This window comes from Actinospineispora spinosispora DSM 44797 (assembly GCF_000429025.1).
Taxonomy (GTDB): Bacteria; Actinomycetota; Actinomycetes; order Mycobacteriales; family Pseudonocardiaceae; genus Pseudonocardia; species Pseudonocardia spinosispora.
In genome coordinates this window covers 112,455-128,453 of sequence record NZ_AUBB01000031.1, presented here as the reverse complement: position 1 = coordinate 128,453, position 15,999 = coordinate 112,455, and the positions used below count along the sequence as shown (strand labels likewise).

Annotated in this window: 13 protein-coding genes and 1 pseudogene; 11 read left to right on the top strand and 3 right to left on the bottom strand. The window is 68.6% G+C overall.

Going from position 1 to position 15,999, the window contains the following annotated elements:
• The first annotated feature begins 1,457 nt into the window (after nt 1–1,457).
• The 7 genes and pseudogenes from G406_RS0115900 to G406_RS0115870 all read left to right on the top strand — a co-directional run bounded on the left by G406_RS0115900 (nt 1,458) and on the right by G406_RS0115870 (nt 7,733).
• Complete coding sequence (locus G406_RS0115900; RefSeq protein WP_028934605.1) at nt 1,458–2,294, top strand: DUF6282 family protein; 837 nt, start codon at nt 1,458–1,460, stop codon at nt 2,292–2,294.
• Nucleotides 2,295–2,370: 76 nt separating this feature from the next.
• Entirely contained in the window at nt 2,371–3,183 is an 813-nt protein-coding gene (locus G406_RS47290; protein ID WP_051342174.1) for an IclR family transcriptional regulator, read from the top strand.
• The gene (locus G406_RS0115890) at nt 3,180–4,079 is read left to right on the top strand and encodes an alpha/beta hydrolase (protein WP_028934604.1); all 900 of its coding nucleotides are present in this window, start codon (nt 3,180–3,182) and stop codon (nt 4,077–4,079) included. Before G406_RS47290 ends, G406_RS0115890 begins: the two co-directional genes overlap by 4 nt.
• Nucleotides 4,080–4,082: 3 nt before the next feature.
• Nucleotides 4,083–4,739, top strand: a complete 657-nt coding sequence (locus G406_RS0115885) for an ABC transporter permease (protein WP_028934603.1) — start codon at nt 4,083–4,085, stop codon at nt 4,737–4,739.
• A gap of 7 nt (nt 4,740–4,746) precedes the next feature.
• Nucleotides 4,747–5,902: pseudogene (locus G406_RS47285) on the top strand (ABC transporter ATP-binding protein).
• A 101-nt stretch (nt 5,903–6,003) separates the two neighbouring features.
• Nucleotides 6,004–6,729 carry an ABC transporter permease gene (locus tag G406_RS47280; protein WP_245607127.1) on the top strand — a complete coding sequence of 242 codons (726 nt, stop codon included), beginning with the start codon at nt 6,004–6,006 and terminating at the stop codon, nt 6,727–6,729.
• A 14-nt stretch (nt 6,730–6,743) separates the two neighbouring features.
• Nucleotides 6,744–7,733 (top strand): glycine betaine ABC transporter substrate-binding protein, encoded by a 990-nt coding sequence (locus G406_RS0115870; protein WP_028934602.1) that lies wholly within the window; start codon nt 6,744–6,746, stop codon nt 7,731–7,733.
• 388 nt (nt 7,734–8,121) lie between these two features.
• On the opposite strand, the gene G406_RS0115865 is transcribed toward G406_RS0115870, so the two are convergent.
• Nucleotides 8,122–10,083 carry an ABC transporter permease gene (locus G406_RS0115865; RefSeq protein ID WP_156934921.1) on the bottom strand — a complete coding sequence of 654 codons (1,962 nt, stop codon included), beginning with the start codon at nt 10,081–10,083 and terminating at the stop codon, nt 8,122–8,124.
• Between the two features lie 514 nt (nt 10,084–10,597).
• Between G406_RS0115865 and G406_RS0115860 the strand changes: the two genes are divergently transcribed.
• The 3 genes from G406_RS0115860 to G406_RS0115850 are packed head-to-tail and all read left to right on the top strand — an operon-like array spanning nt 10,598 to nt 12,068.
• Nucleotides 10,598–11,407, top strand: a complete 810-nt coding sequence (locus G406_RS0115860; protein ID WP_156934920.1) for a hypothetical protein — start codon at nt 10,598–10,600, stop codon at nt 11,405–11,407.
• Nucleotides 11,408–11,415: 8 nt separating this feature from the next.
• Nucleotides 11,416–11,649: a hypothetical protein gene (locus G406_RS0115855; protein ID WP_028934599.1), complete on the top strand. Its 234-nt coding sequence runs from the start codon at nt 11,416–11,418 to the stop codon at nt 11,647–11,649.
• 5 nt (nt 11,650–11,654) lie between these two features.
• Complete coding sequence (locus G406_RS0115850) at nt 11,655–12,068, top strand: hypothetical protein (RefSeq protein ID WP_156934919.1); 414 nt, start codon at nt 11,655–11,657, stop codon at nt 12,066–12,068.
• Between the two features lie 84 nt (nt 12,069–12,152).
• Here the strand turns inward: G406_RS0115850 and G406_RS0115845 are convergent, their stop codons facing one another.
• Both G406_RS0115845 and G406_RS56885 read right to left on the bottom strand, forming a co-directional pair.
• On the bottom strand, nt 12,153–13,172 hold the full coding sequence (locus G406_RS0115845) for a hypothetical protein (protein ID WP_156934918.1): 1,020 nt from the start codon (nt 13,170–13,172) through the stop codon (nt 12,153–12,155).
• A gap of 56 nt (nt 13,173–13,228) precedes the next feature.
• Nucleotides 13,229–13,522, bottom strand: a complete 294-nt coding sequence (locus tag G406_RS56885; protein WP_156934917.1) for a hypothetical protein — start codon at nt 13,520–13,522, stop codon at nt 13,229–13,231.
• Nucleotides 13,523–14,004: 482 nt separating this feature from the next.
• Between G406_RS56885 and G406_RS54075 the strand changes: the two genes are divergently transcribed.
• Nucleotides 14,005–15,978: an efflux RND transporter periplasmic adaptor subunit gene (locus G406_RS54075; RefSeq protein WP_156934916.1), complete on the top strand. Its 1,974-nt coding sequence runs from the start codon at nt 14,005–14,007 to the stop codon at nt 15,976–15,978.
• Nucleotides 15,979–15,999 lie beyond the last annotated feature (21 nt).

Here is a 15,999-nt window from a genome sequence, read left to right as displayed (position 1 = left end):
TCGGATTGCTAGCGGGCACCGGATCAGCAACCGGAGTCGGATTGCTAGCGGGCACCGGATCAGCAACCGGAGTCGGATTGCTAGCGGGCACCGGAGTCGGATTGCTAGCGGGCACCGGATCGTTAACCGGAGTGGCAGCTGGCTGCGACTGCGGCTGCTGCTGTACGGCAGGGGCCGCGTCCGGAACGCTCGCCGGGCTCGAACTCACGGCCGGCTCTGCCGAGGGCGCCGGCCCAGTGGGTGCGGGCGCGACGGTTCCGGCTGCCGCGTCCTGTGTGGGCACCAGCATCACGACCGGCGTCACCGGAGCCGACACCACCGAGCGTGCGTCTGACGAACCAGAAGTCTCGACAGACGACCCGGGATCGGCGAGCCATGCTCCGGCCAACCACAGCAGCGCCATGGCGCCCAGCAACCCGGACACCGGAACGGCGGCCAGTACCGAGCGCAACCGGACCCAGGCACCCGATGGGGGATTCGGGCACACCGGGGAGCGGCGACGGCTGTGCCGCCACCTGTCCCGGAGTACCGGTCCCATCAGACCTGATCACCTAACTCGTGAGCTGCCACCGCCGGCGAGTTGGGCTTCCTCCGCCACCGGCGGGGAGGACCTTCTCGATCAGGACGGGTGAGAAGCAGAGACGAACAGAGATGAACACTGTGGGCGCATCTCGCCACACAGCCCGCGCGACTCGGGTACCGGGGTTGAACCCACCCAGCTACACCCATTGACCAGGGCTTCAACCTCGGAGCCGTTCGGCTCCAACATCGACGCCCGCAGTGGTGTCACGCGGCGAGTGAGGGTGACCGGCTTCGCTATGGCGACTCGGCACACGGCATAACCGTCACCACACTCGGTCATGATCGTAGCGGGCCTTTCGCGAAATCGGAACCCCCGAAATCGATCGACCCGGAGCACCCCCAGTCCGACGATCCGGCAACCCCGGATGGGGCTACCGAGTGAACCGGTACGGAAGTGAGCTCGATAGCGCCGATGCATCGCATCGCTCGGCTCACCGGCGACCGTCAGTCCGGGGCGCCGCGGTGGGGTGCCTGCCCGACCGCCGAGGACCGACACCGGTCACGGTCGGAACCGTCGAAGCGATGGGGACCGCGATTGCGCTGCGCGCTGGAGTCGGCATCAGCGTTCGAGGTCCCTCGGCGAGTGGCGGGCCGTCCGACTATCGAGTCCACGGTCGGCCGCGGGTAATCGGCTGCCGGTCTCGCCACCGCGGAGACCGACTTTCGCTCGGCACGCGAACCGGAGCAAGGGTGCCGATTCCTTCGCATGACGAGAGTGCGGCGCAATTCCGCTTCCCGCGGCGCGCGCCGCAATTCGGCGATCCACTATCCGTCCGGTCGCGAAGTACGGGGGACATGACTCGCGGCGGAATCGAGCCGGTGCGTCGGCCGCAACCGGGATTGGCGGCGGTGGGTATGTGGTGCATCGTCGGCGCATGTTCGATCTGCATGTCCATGCGGCGCCCGATGTGACCGATCGAAGGGCCGACGATATCGATACCGCCCTCGGTTACGAAGCCGCCGGCTACACCGGCTGCGTACTCAAGGCGCATTACGAGTCGACCGTGGGACGGGCGCACCTGGCCGGGCGGGATCTGCGGACCCGCGTGTTCGGCGGTATCGCGCTCAACCGGCACACCGGCGGGGTGAACCCGGCCGCGGTCGCGGCCGCCCTGCTCTCCGGCGGACGGGTCGTGTGGATGCCCACGGCGGACGCGCACACCCAGGAGACCGAGGGTCTGCCCCGGCTGTGTGATGTCGCTCCCCGGCTGCCTCGCCATACCTATGCGATCCCGCCGGCGGACCCGACGGCCGAGGCGGCGGTCGGCCAGATCTGTGCTCTGGTGGCGGAGGCGGACGCGGTACTGGCCACCGGTCATCTCAGCACCGACGAGGTCGCCTGGCTGCTGCCGGTGGCGAAGGCGGCCGGTGTGCGCAGGCTGCTGCTGACGCACCCTAGTTATACGGTGCCCGCGATGCCCGCGCGCCAGGCCGCGCAGCTGTGCGCGGACGGCGCCTACGCGGAGATCACCGCGTACCAGCTGCTGCACCAACCCGATGCGACACCCGCGATGCTCGCGGCGTTCGCCCGCGAGGTGGGACTCGACCGGATCGTGCTGTCCTCCGATACCGGCCAGCCCGACTCCCCGGCCGCGCCGGAGGCCATCGAACTGCTGGTGGACGCGCTGGCCGGGGAAGGACTCGACCGGGCGCGGCTGCGCGCCTGCGCATCGGACATCCCCGAATCACTGGTGGTACCCCGCATATCGTGAGCTCACGCGTCGGCAGGCGGTTGCACGGAGAGCAACTGCGATTGTGTCGGGAGCCACGACAGGTGATTATCTCCGGGTGTTTTCGGGGAACCCCAGCAGTCTGAGCCGGGCGATCGTGATCCTGGATGTCCTCGGCTCCCCGGAGGTGACCGGCGGCGACGGACTCGGTGTCGTGCAGATCGCGCGGCTGCTGCACCGGGAGAAGAGCCAGGTCTCGCGTTCGCTCAAGGCACTCGCCGAGGTGGGCCTCGTGGCCCGCGACCCGGAGACGTTGCGCTACCGGTTGGGGTGGCGGGTGTTCACGCTGGCCGCCGGTGCCGCCGACCAGCACCTACGTGCACTGGCGCCGCAGGTGCTTCGACGCCTGGTCTCCCGCCTCGGTGAACGTGCCCACCTGTCGGTGCTGGACGGTGCCGGGGCACTCACCGTGCTGTCGCACAGTCCCGCTCGGTCCATCCAGTCCGTCGGCTGGATCGGCCGGTGCACGCCGATGCACTGCACGTCGGCGGGCCGGGCGCTGCTGTTCGAGCACACCGGCGCGGAGATTCAGGCGCTGTTGGACGATGCGCCGCCAGGCGAATACGGGCCCAACGCGACCACCGACCTGACCGAGCAGCTCGCCAGGCTGAGCGCGGCGCGTGAGCTGGGCTACGCGGCGACGCAGGAGGAGTTCGAGGCGGATCTGGTCGGTGTGGCGGCGCCGGTGCGGGACTTCAGAGGCCACATCGTCGCCGCACTCAACATCTCCGGCCCCGCGTTTCGGCTCGGTCGCGCCATGGCGCGCGCCGGGAACGAGGTACGCACCGCCGCCGATCAGCTCAGCCGTGCACTGACCACGGCACCACCACCGAACGGGCACCGGCCCGACGACATGAGGAGTAGTTCGTGAGTGTCCAGGCATTGCCGTTCTTCTCCAGCGGACTGCGCCTGGACGCGGATCTGCACCTACCCAGCGGCGCCGAGCGGGATACCCGATCCCCGGTGGTGGTGGTCTGCTCCGGGTACCAGGGCCAGAAGGTGATCCACCCGGAGCGGTTCGCCCGCGCGCTGAACCCGCTCGGCTACGCCGTGCTGGCCTTCGATTACCGCGGCTTCGGACTCAGCGAGGGCGAACGGGGCAGGCTGGTCCCGCAGGAATGGGTGGAGGACGTCCGCGCCGGGATCGACCGGCTGAGCACCGTGCCCGAGGTGGATCCGTCCCGGCTGGCGCTTCTCGGCTGGGGATTGGGTGGTGGCGTGGTGATCGCGGAGGCGGCCGAAGACCCCCGGGTCAAGGCGGTGGCCTGCCTCAACGGAGTCGCCGACGGCACCCGCTCCACCCGGGGCATGCACGATGACGAGTCCTGGGAGAGCCTGCTTCGCCGCGTCGAGGCAGACCGGAGCCACCGGGCGATGAGCGGCCGCTCGGAGATCGCCGATCCGTGGGACATCGTTCGGCTGAACCTGGACGACCGCACCACCGAGTACGTCGGCGAACAGCTGTATCAGGCGCCGGGTTTCGGCACCGGGGTCACCCTGGAATCGGCCGACCTGCTGCTGCGGTTCTCCCCGGAGCGGGTGGTGGATCGCATCGCGCCGCGCCCGCTGCTGATCGTGCACGGCGGGCGCAACGAGCTGTACAAGCCGGTGGAGGCACGGTCGCTGTATGCCCAGGCAGGCGAACCGAAACGGCTCGAGCTGCTGCCCGACCGCGGCCACACCGAGTGGATGTTCGACGACGACCCGACGTTCAAGCGGGTCGTGGCGCTGCTCGACGAGTTCCTGCACGCCGCGCTCGGCGGGTGAGCGATGAGTTTCGGCGGATATGTGCTCGACCACCTACCCGGCCTGCTGCTGGACGCATACCAGCACGCCAGCGCGGTGGCCCAGTCGGTGGCGGTGGCCGCCGTCATCGGGGTGCTGATCGGGATCGCGGTGTACCGGGGTGCGCTCCGTTCGGCCATCACCGCAGCGGCGGCGAGCGCGATCCTCACCATTCCGTCGTTCGCGCTGATCGGCGTGCTGATCCCGGTGTTCGGGCTCGGTGTGACACCGACGGTCATCACCCTGGTGCTCTACGCGCTGCTGCCGATCATCCGTAACACCATCGTCGGTCTGGACAGCGTCGACCCGGCCGCCGTCGGCGCGGCCGAGGGCATCGGGATGAGCCGGATCCAGGTACTCACCATGGTGGAGCTGCGACTGGCGTGGCCGTCCATTCTGGCCGGACTGCGGGTCGCCACCCAATTGCTGATGGGTATCGCCGCGATCGCCGCATACGCCAAAGGCCCTGGTCTGGGCCTGCACATCTTCTCCGGGCTGGCCCAGATCGGCAGCGCCAACGCGATCAACAACGTCGCGGCGGGCACGCTGGGCATCGTCATCCTCGCGCTCCTGCTCGACGGGGTCTACCTGCTCATCGCCCGCCTGACCGTCCCGAGGGGAATCCGTGACACAGACCGCTGAACAGACGATCGGTGAGCCGCCTTCGGCCGTGTCCGGCGTCGACATCGAGCTGGACAAGGTCGGCAAGCGCTACCCCGGCCGCGGTGGACGACTGCAGCATGCACATCCCGGCAGGCGAGGTCGTGGTCTTCGTCGGCCCATCCGGCTGCGGCAAGACCACCACCATGAAGATGATCAACCGGTTGATCGAGCCGACCTCGGGAACCATCACCATCGGCGGCCGGGACAACCGGTCACTGGACGCGGTTCAACTGCGCCGCACCATCGGATACGCCATCCAGCAGGCGGGGCTGTTCCCGCACCTGACGGTGGCGCAGAACGTGGGCATGGTGCCCAGACTGCTGCGCTGGCCGAAGGAACGGATCGCCGCCCGGGTCGAGGAGATGCTCGACCTGGTCGGCCTGGATCCCGCCGAGTACCACGACCGCTACCCGCGCCGGCTCTCCGGCGGGCAGCAGCAGCGGGTCGGGGTGGCCAGGGCACTGGCCGCGGACCCGCCGGTACTGCTGATGGACGAGCCTTTCGGCGCGGTCGACCCGATCACCAGGGGAAACCTACAGGACGAGTTGATGAGGCTGCAGCTGGAGCTGCGCAAAACGGTCGTGTTCGTCACCCATGAATTCGACGAAGCGGTCAAGCTGGGGGACCGGATCGCGGTGCTGGGGCCCCGATCCACCATCCTGCAGTACGACACACCGGAGGCCATCCTCGCCAAACCGGCGGACGAGACGGTGGCCGGGTTCGTCGGGGCGGGTGCCTCGCTCAAGCAGCTCTCCCTGATCCGGGTGCGGGACGTGCCGCTCGCCGACGAGGCGATCACCGCACGGTCGGACGAGACTCCGGCGCAGATCCGCGAGCAGCTCGAGCAGCGCAACCGGCGTTTCGCACTGGTGCTCGACGAGCGGGATCGGCCGCTGCGCTGGGTACGAGCGGGGGAACTGGCCGGCGCAGGCACACTCGCCGAGGTCGGCAGACCGATCACCGACTTCGTCACCACGCAGTCGACCCTGCGGGATGCGTTGGAGGCGATTCTCGCGGAGGGCGGCTCCGCGGTCGTGACCAAGGAGCGTGGCCGGTACGCCGGAACGATCGAGATCGGCACCGTCATGACTACCATCAATCAGCTGCGCGCCACCGCCGAAGAGGCCGGTGAGCAGCGGTGACCTCAGCGATTTCGGCGGAACCGCCTGGCTCGGAGGCCGAGCCGGCTCAGGGGCCCGGGCCGTGGCCGGCCGCCGACGCGGGCAGTCGTCGGGCTGAGTCCATCCGGCTGTGGTTTCAGCCGCTGGTCGTGGCCCTGCTGATAGTGGGTGTCGCCGGCTGGGTCGCGGTCGGTCGGTTCGACGAGATCGAGCAGCGGACGGTGAACTTCCCGGCCATCGGCCGACTCGTGCTGCAGCATGTCCAGCTGTCCCTGGTGATCACCGTGCTGGTCGTCGTCATCGCGGTGCCGCTCGGTACCGCACTGACCCGGCGCTGGGGACGGCCGGTCGCGCCGCTGTTCCTCGCCGTCGCCAACATCGGCCAGGCGGCGCCCTCGATCGGCGTCCTCGTGCTGTTCTACCTGGCGGTTTACCAGTCCGGTTGGGCCAATTTCTGGATCGCGGTGTTGCCCATCACGCTGTATGCGCTGCTGCCGGTACTGAGCAACACCATCCTGGGTATCCAGAGCGTCGACCCCGCGCTGCGCGAGGCCGGGCGGGGTATCGGGATGTCCGGTGCGCTGGTGCTGGGCACCGTGGAGCTCCCGCTCGCGCTCCCGTTCATCCTCGCCGGCCTGCGCACCTCGCTGGTGCTTGCGGTGGGCACCGCCACCCTGGCGACCTTCGTCGGCGGCGGGGGACTCGGCGAGATGATCGACGCGGGCTACAAGCTCAGTCGTACCCCGGTGCTGGTGATCGGCGCGCTGATGGCCATGGCACTGGCACTGCTCATCGACTGGCTCGGCGGAGTGGCCGAGCGCTGGATCGGCCCGAGGGGCCTGCGGTGAACGCGGTGGTTAATATGCGTGGGCTCCGGGGCGGGGTGGCAGCGGTGCTGGCGGTCGCGGCGCTGCTCGGCCCGCTGATCGCGGGCTGCGGGCTGAGCTCGGGGAACTCGGTCCCCACCGAGGTGGGGCCCGGTTCGATCCGGCCGGTCCCCGAGCTGACCGACGTGCCGATCACCGTCGGCTCCAAGGACTTCAGCGACAGCATCAACGTCGGATACCTGTTCATCTACGCACTCCAGGCCGCAGGGATGAAGGTGCACGACCTGACCAACATCCAGGGTTCCAACAGCGCCCGCACGGCGCTGCAGACCGGCCAGATCGACCTGTATCCCGAGTACACCGGCACCTCGTGGATCAACTACAACCGCCACACCGAGCCACTGTCGGACTCCGGCGAGATGTTCCGGGCGGTGGCAGGCGCGGACGTCGCGCACGGCATCGCTTGGGTGGACATGGCGCGGGCGAGCAACACCTATGCCATCGCGATGGGCCCCTCGGCGGCCGCCCGCTACGGCCTGCGCGCGCTGTCTGACCTGGCCGCCTTCACCAAGGCGAATCCCCAGCAGGCCACCGTGTGCTCGGAGACCGAGTTCAGCAGCCGCAGCGACGGACTGCCCGGGATGGCCGCCCGCTACGGGATGCGCTTCCCGCCGGCGAACCTGCACGTGATGGGCACCGGGACGATCTACCAGTCCACCGCATCCGGTAACCCGTGCCAGTTCGGTGTCGTGTTCGCAACCGACGGCCGGATCGAGGCGCTGCACCTGACCCTGCTCGCCGACGATCAGCACTTCTTCCCGCAGTACAAAGCGGCGGTGTCCATCCGCTCCGACGTACTGGCACGCTACCCACAGATCGCTGACGTACTCAAACCGGTGATGGACCGGCTCACCAACGAGGTGATGGTCGACCTGAACGCCGAATCCGACGTCCACGGCACCGACTGGTCGCGGGTGGCGCGCAACTGGCTGATCCGCGAAGGCTTCGTCACCAGCCGCAGCTGAGTTGGTGGCCAGGACGCTGGTGGGTGACACCGCGCACCTCACGTCCACACCGCGCTACGTGCACGTCAATGCGACTTACCTTAGTTCGATCATGTTGTTGACCTGCGGTTTTGGTGGTGGTTCTGTCCACTGCGGTCTGGACCGGGGAGAGTGGGGTTTGGCGCGGGTGCGTTCGTCGGCTGGCGGTCGGGCGCGCGGGCTGCGCCCGGAGACTTCTCAAGCCAGCCCCACCAGTCACAAGTGAAGCACGCATACCGGTTTTCTTGATCACCACGGTCTGGTAGCTGTTTTTCGCCTGAAAACAGCTACAAGATCGTGGTGATCATGGCTTGAGGGCTGTCGGGCGCAGCCCGCGTACCCGACCGCCGGCCGGCGACAACAAACGGCATCATTCGAAGCGCAGGGCCTCGATCGGGGGCATCCGGGCGGCCCGGTGCGCCGGATAGCCACCGGCGGCGAGCCCGATGAGCAGGCTCAGCCCGAACGCGACGAGGACCGGCTGGGCAGTCAGGATCGGCAGCGGGACGTCACTGTTCGGGACGCCCGCTCCGTAGTGCGGCAGCACGACCTCGGCCAGCTTCGTGGAACCGATGCCGAGAGCGACACCGACCAGCCCGCCCAGCGCGGTGAGCATGACCGACTCGGAGAGGAACTGGCGCAGGATCGCGCTCGTCTTGGCTCCGACGGCCTTGCGGATGCCGATCTCCCTGGTCCGCTCGGTGACCGAGACGAGCATGATGTTCGCGACGCCGACGCCACCGACGAACAACGAGATCGCCGCGATGGCGACGATGAAGATGCTCAGGTAGTGGACGAAGTTCTGGCTCTTTCGGATGGACTCGGTGTAGTTGTTGATGTTGAAGTCGCGGTCCGCGACGGAATGGATGAAGTGCTGTTCGTCCAGGACGGTCGCGATCTCGGTCATCGCCCTGGGCAGTGTGGCGAGGCTGGTCGACTTGACCACGATGGAGTCGACCCGGCCGCCGTCGTTTCCGGTGAGATAGGACCGGGCGGCGCCGAACGGGACCGCGACCAGATTGTCGGCCTGCCCGTTCGAGTCGATGACACCGATGATGGTGAACGTACTGTGGGACAGCCGGATCGGTTTTCCGATGAGTTTGTGCGGATCGGCTTTCGGGCCGTAGAGCAGGGCGACCGCCTGTGGTCCGAGTACCGCGCCCCGGTCGCTGCCGGTGATCTGCGACTCGGTGAACCAGCGTCCGGCGACGATGTGCCGATCCATCAGGCGCAGATAGTTCTGCTGAACGCCGACCAGGTTGGCCCGGTTCTTCGCCTGGCCGGCGGTGACCGCGATATTGCTGGCGATGACCGGGGAGACGTCGGTGACGTGCGGGGCGCGGGACTTGTTGTGCAGCGCGTCGACGTCGGCATCGGTCAGGTTCCTCGGTGACCCACCGCTGGGGACGGTACTGCGCGCCGGACTGATGTTGATCTGGTTGGCGAGCTTGTCGGCCTGGTTCTGGTACTGGAGTGTCATGCCGTCGCCCATCGCGACCAGCAGGATAACGCTCGCCACACCGGCGATGATCCCGACCGTGGTCAGGAACGACCGCAGCCGGTTGTTCTTCAGGCTGTGCACCGCGGCCACCAGCGCTTCGCCGGTCTGGCCCGCCCATGCCGTCGAGGACACCAGGTTCGGTGCGATCCCCACCGAGCGCACCCGCGCACCCGCGCTCCGGCGGCGGGTCCTGCCCGGCGGCGGCTCTTCACCGACCAGCGGCCGCCTGGCCAGCATCGCGGCCGCATCCGCCTCGATCGCCGCCGCCTCGGCGGCACTCGCCGCCGCACTCGCCGCCTCGGCGAGCCGCTCAGCCTCCCGCCGCGCCCGGCGCTTGGTCCAGGCACTGGCGTATGGATCAGTGGTGCGCGACCACAGGGTGCGCAGTCCCCGGCGCGGCGCAAACGCGGGCCACCACGACGGGGACTCCTTCGCCGCGGCGCCGTTCGTCGAGAGGTCCCCGACCGCGGCCATCGGCTGAGTGATCCAGGTCGCGGTGGGATCGACCTCGGGCCTCGGCGGCGGGACCACCGGGATCCCCGGCAGGGTCGGTTGATCATCCGATTCGCCGTCCCAGCCATGGGTGCGCTGATGGTCATGGAGCGGTTCGGGGGGAGCGCCATGGTCGGTCTCGTTCGCCACCCGGGTGTGGGCCGGGGCTGACGTGCCGCGTCGATGCCTGCGGGCGGACTTGCGATGCGCCGGACAGCAGTACCGCTTCGTCTCATCGGCTGAAGGCGGCAGGGGGGTGTCACAGCCGGGCAGCGCGCACAGCCGTACACCGTCGTCGGTCGCGGTCGATTCGGTGTCGTCCACATCCATAGTTGTCATCGACGAATTCCTGTGACCTGAGTGACCAGATGCTTCGTTTGAGAAGAATTTGGTCTGGCGTCTACCGACGGGGAGCCATCTTCATGACGACGGTAAACAGTCGAAGTGCTCGATCGCGCCCCGCCTTGATCATTTCCGATCATTCTTGACTGACTCCGGACTCTAGACCATAAAACACGGAGTCCGAGTTCACTCTAGACTATTGCACGAGTGGGTGATGCTTCATCAGGCGAGTGGGAGTAGCGCGCGAGGCGAAGGATCGTTATTCTGGCCGATAGTTAGACTGGTTCCATCCGGATGTTTCGGTGAAAAACTGAAACAATCGGTTCAGGAAATGCAGAGGTTTATCGCTGGCCACGCGCGGTGAGCCTGGACTTCTCGGCCGAGGTGTGTTCCCGGGTGCCACGACGCCCCAGGAGACACCCCCTCCGCCGCTGCGTCACGTGCCCGGATGCACGGGCACGTGACGCGGTTCCCCGTTCTCGTCGGTTCACTGTGTCGAAGGTTGCTGACCATGATGCTCACCCGGACAGATCGCACCACGGCCGCCACCCGAGGCCGAACCGAACCAGGCAGGCCACGGGCCTGGGTCACCGCGGGCGCCACGCTGGCGCTGTTGGGCGGGGCGGTGCTGAGCCCGGCTTTCCAGGCGTCTGCGCAGCCCACCTCGGCGGTGGCGCCGATGGCGTTCAGTCATCCGCTGCTCTCCAGCGAGGGCGACAGCGGCGACAGCGGTGCGGACGGCGACAGTGGCGCCCAGGCCGACGCCAACTGTCTCGCGTTCTGCACTGCGCACGCGAACAACGCCACGGGCAATGGCGCGAGTGGAGACGTCGTGACCAGCGCGCACGGGTCGGACGGCGAGGGCGGTGGGTTCCTCGCCGGGCTGGCCAAGCTGTTCGGTGTCGCCGACATGTTCAAGGCCGACCACATGACCAGCGGTGGAGCCCCGACCGACGAAGGGGACCCCAGCGGCGGTGCGAAGGCCGCCGAGGCCTTGGCGGGCGCCGCCGACGCCACCGCGAAAGCGGGCGCCGCGGCGCAGAACGTGAGCCAGAGTTCGGGTGGGGCCGGGGGTGCGGCGCCGGAACAGGAACCGGCCGCCCCTGAAGCGCCCGCCACTCCCGAGGCACCTAGCCCACCCGGTCCGCCGAGCCCCACCGACGCTGCCGGTGCGTCCGCCCAGACCAGCGGCGATGCGGCGGCCGGTGCGACTTCCGCCATGCACGATCTCGGCGAGAAGTTCACTGAGGCGGCCGCCACGATCGCTGATGCCGCCGACACGATCCGCGACGCGCTGAAGCACAAGTCCGACGACAGCTGACCAGTGCGGTGAGCCGAACGCGAACGGACCGACGAACCCGGCGGCGGCGCTCGCCGAGGCGCTCGAAGCGCCGAGGCCGCCGAAACTACTTCCCGTTCGGTGCGCTGCGGTACAAGATCGCGATCGGTCTGATCGCGGTGCTAGTGATCACCGCGCTGATCCTGACCGTCCTACCGCCCCCGGACAGCACAGCACGACCCGCGCAGCCGACCGACCAATCAACGAACGAGCAGACGAGGTGACCGTAATGGCTTTCCCCTTCCGGCATGACACGCACGATTCCACGGGTTCGACGCGTGCCCGCCTGCCGATGGCGGGACTGGTGGGCGCGGCGGCGCTGGCCTGGCTGGCCGGAGCGACGGCGGTCGGGGCCACACCGTCCGACACCGGCGCCCACCACCCGGTGGCGACGGTCGCGCTTGTGTCGCCGACCGATCTGCCGGACCCGAACGCCGCCCCGGGCACTGAAGCGGCCGGCCCGTTGGCTTCCCCATTCGAAAACACCACGTCCGCCATGTCTCCGCAGCCGACGGCCCAGGACCTGGCGCAGCTCAACAATCAGATTCCTCAGATCAACGACGGTTATTCGTCCCACCAGATGCCGGTGACCTACGCTCCCGTTTCGCCCAATACGTTGATGGCGCTTGACGCGAACCGCTGAGGCCTCTCCCAGCGATCACCAGGGCCCGAGACCGTTCCCCGGCGGGAACCGGTCTCGGGCCCTGGTGATTCTGCCGACCGCTTATCACCCGGCAGGCGGAGGCGCGGCTGCAGCCGGAGGTGGAGCCTCGACCGCGGGAGCCGCCGCAGGTGTGGGGGCCGCGAGTGCGGTAGAGCCCTCGGCGGGGGCGGCTGTCATGGCAGTATCGGAAGCCGCTCCGCCGGTGGGTTGTTCTGGCGGTGCGGGGGTGGTGCCGGTCGATGGGGTGATATCGGTCGCCACCGGGTCGGCAGGCCGTGTCGTCTCTGGTGCGGAGGTGTCGGTCGCCGCCGGCTCGAGGGGGGTCTCGAGTGCGGCCGGCTTTGTGGGAGTGTTGGCCACCGGGACCACCTTGCCGCCGGCGTCGACGACGCCCGTCGTCTTGCCGTTGTCGTCCACGATCTCTTGGCCCTCGGTGAGGCCGGGATTCGGCGCGGGACTACTGACCGCGGGGTTGGTGCTCGGGGGTACCACCTTGCCGTTAGCGTCAACGACGCCGGTCGTCTTGCCGTTGTCGTCCACGATCTCCTGGCCCTGGACGAGGCCGGGGTTCGGCACACTGAAGGTCGAGGGATTGGGGGTGAACTCGTGCGTTTCATGGCTCACGCCCTTTTGCAGGCCGCCACCTCGGCCGACTGGAAGGCCTGATGCTGCGGCTCGCATGGAATCGTCTTGGAGCCCCAGCTCCTTGTTGGTGCTACCGCCGCGTGTGGTCGCGCCGGTACCTCGGAAGACGTAGTGGTCCCCCTTGTCGATGATCCCATCCGGCAGCTTCTTGGGGGTGGACGGCGTACTGGAGCCGCTGCCGGGGTTCGTGTTCGTCACCGGGGCGGATACCCCGGTGCTGGTGTCGTCGTCGGTGGTTCCGTCGTCGGGCGCCGCTGTCATGGTTGCGGCCAGTGTCACCTGCACGGCAGGACCGGCTTGGTCGGTGGAGGGCTGGGTGAGCGAGGCACCGGCCAGCCACAGCATCGCCGCGGCGCCGAGGACTCGCACTACCGGCGCGCCCGCCGGGGGCGGGTGATGACCGGGCCGCCGGCCGTTCATGGGTGCTGAACTCGTCATCGAGAATCCGCCAATCATCGGGCTGCCCGAACACGGGCTGAGCGCCGGAGAAGTCCTCAGCCGCCTGTGGACTGCTGGGTGGGGTCCGTCCCGTACTTGTCTTGCTCTGGGAGATAACCACTGCCAGGCCCCGCCGGCGTCGGCGGCGGGGTCGGCGCTGGCGGCGGCGGCGCCGCCTGGCCGGAGCCGTCATCATCACCAGCACCCGGCTCGGCGGTCAGCATCGCGATCGTGGCCACGTGGGCGGATGTGCCCGTGGCGGCGGGTGCGGTGTGCGGGAGGGATGTCGCGGCGAGGCACAGCAGCGCCGCCGCGCCGACCAGTCCGGAAACGTGTGTCCTGCTTGTCATGGGAAGCCACCGATCGCCCGAGCTCGCGGGCCGTCTGTCGAGAACCGAGTACGCGGAAGCGGTGTCCGGCGCTGGGGTGGAACTCACCGAGCTGTGACCGGAGCGGGTCGAGGCGGGTTGACTGTGGATACTCGTCACACGGCGCAACCCACCGCTAGGTCGCGATGCTACCGATCCGCACCTCCCAGCGGACCACCCACATGGATGACCGGCGGCCGATTTCAAAGTTTTCCACACACAATGGATGGAGACAGGATCGGCGGAGAAAACGCCTTATGTGTTTGTTAAACCGATGTTGAGAATGCTTTAGTCGGCTCGGCTTGTCGATATCGCAATGACCCTGTTAGCGTCACTTCGCACTTCTGGGGCGATAATGAGATTTTTCTGGCCGGGAAAGGTGTGCCCTGAATTCGGTTCACGGAGCCTGGGCTGATGCGATCACCTGACCGAGTGCGCTTCACGGGCGGGAAAGGCAGGCGGAGTTGACGGACCATCCTGCTCGCCCCACCCTGGTCCGAGACCGTCGAGCCATCCGCGTCGCGCGGACGATGTCGCTGGTACTGGTATTGGCTTCAGCCGCGGCCGCGTGCGGCGGTCCGCCGCCCCCGCCGGCCCAGCCGACCAGAGCGGAGTGGGGCTCGGTCTCCACCCGGGTGCTGTCCTCCGGCGCGCTGACGGCGGTCGCCAGCCGCAACCTGGGTTTCCTCGAGACCGGCCGGTTGACCGAGCTGAATGTCCGGGTCGGTGACAAGGTCACCCCGGGTCAGGTTCTGGCGAAACAGGATGCTTTCAATCCCCAGCAGGAACTCGTCCGGCAGCAGGCATTGTTGACCCAGGAGAAGGCCCAGCTGGATCTGCTGGTGAACAACCTCGACGTGCCCAATAATCAGCGGTCCCTCGATCAGGCGAGGCAGATCGAGCAGACCACACGCAGCAGTGTGGCCAGGCAGCAGGAGCTGGACCGGACCACGGTGCAGCGCAACCAGGTGGCGCTGGAGTTCGCCCAGCGCCAGGTGCAGCTCACCCGGGACCACGCGGGAGACGTCGAGGACTACTCCGTGCCGTGCCCATCGTCGTACGAGCAGGGCGGTGGCTCAGGCGGCTCCTTCGGCAACCTCGGCGGCGGGTCCGGCGGCGGATCCATGAGCAACCCCCGAGGAGGTTCCTACGGCAACGCCGGTCGTGCTCCGGCAGGCAACCCCGGCGGCGGGTCCTCGGGCGGCGGATACGGCACGCCAGGCACCGCCGGTTCCTACGGCGCCCCCGGAGCGTCGGGTTCGGCCGGCAGCCCGGGCCAAGCAGGCGGCGCCCCCGGTGGCGGTAGCCCGGGTGGCAGCCCCGGTGGGCGTGGCTCCTGGGGCGGCGGCGACTCCGGCGGTCGGGGATGGGGTGGCGGCAACCGGGGTGGCGGTGGCGGCTGGCACGACTCGCACAGCTCCTACCAGGGCGAATCGACCGCCACCGTGCGCCCGGTCAGCTTCCTGACCAGCGGCCCGTGCACCGCTGCGCGGCAGCAGGCCGACAACGACACCAACAACGCGAAGATGGCCGCCGAACGCGCGAAGGGCGATGCGACCAACGCGAAGACCGCCTACGAGCAGTCGAAGAAGCAGCGCGACGTCAACCTGGTCCAGGGCAAGCTGGCGGTCGACAACGCTCACCAGGCGGTCGTGCAGGCGGAGAACCTGGAACGCCAGTCGCATGCGGACCGGCCGTCCCGGATCGCGGGCCAGGCGGCGGCGGTGGGCTCGCAGCAGGCTCTGGTCGCCGAAGCACAGCGGAAGGTGGACGAGACGACGCTGACCGCCCCGGTCGCCGGGACGATCTCGGTGATCAACGGGGCGGTGGGTGAGTTCGTCAGCTCCGGATCCGGCGCGCAGACCGCATTGGCTCCGGGTACCAACGCGCAGATTCCTGGAGTGGGCGCGGCGGCCACCAGCGACCAGTCGGGTAACTCCTCAGCGGGTTCGCTGTCCGCGACCAGGCCGGGTGCTGGGGCGTTCATGGTGCTCACCGACATCAACTCCTTCCAGGCCGTGGTGCCCTTCGAGGAATCGGATGCGGCGAAGGTTCAGGCGGGTCAGCAGGTTCGGGTGACGTTCGACGCGATCCCCGGGCTCGTCGGGACCGGGACGGTACTCGCCGTGGCCCCCAGGGGCGTCAACGTGTCCGGCGTGACGAACTACCAGGCCACGATCCAGCTGGCCCAGTCCGACCCCCGGATGAAGGAGGGCATGACCGCGCAGACGGCGGTGCTGGCCAACGCCATCGAGAACGTGCTGGTCGTACCCAACGACATGGTGACCAAGCAGGACGGGAACTGGTACGTCACCGTCCCGACCCCGGACGGGAAGACCCAACTCAGGCAGTTCCAACCCGGCATGGTCGGCGATTCCACCACCCAGGTGCTCTCCGGCCTACCCTTCGGCCAGATCATCCTGCCGCCGCCCTCCTGACGTACACATAGCGCGGTGTGA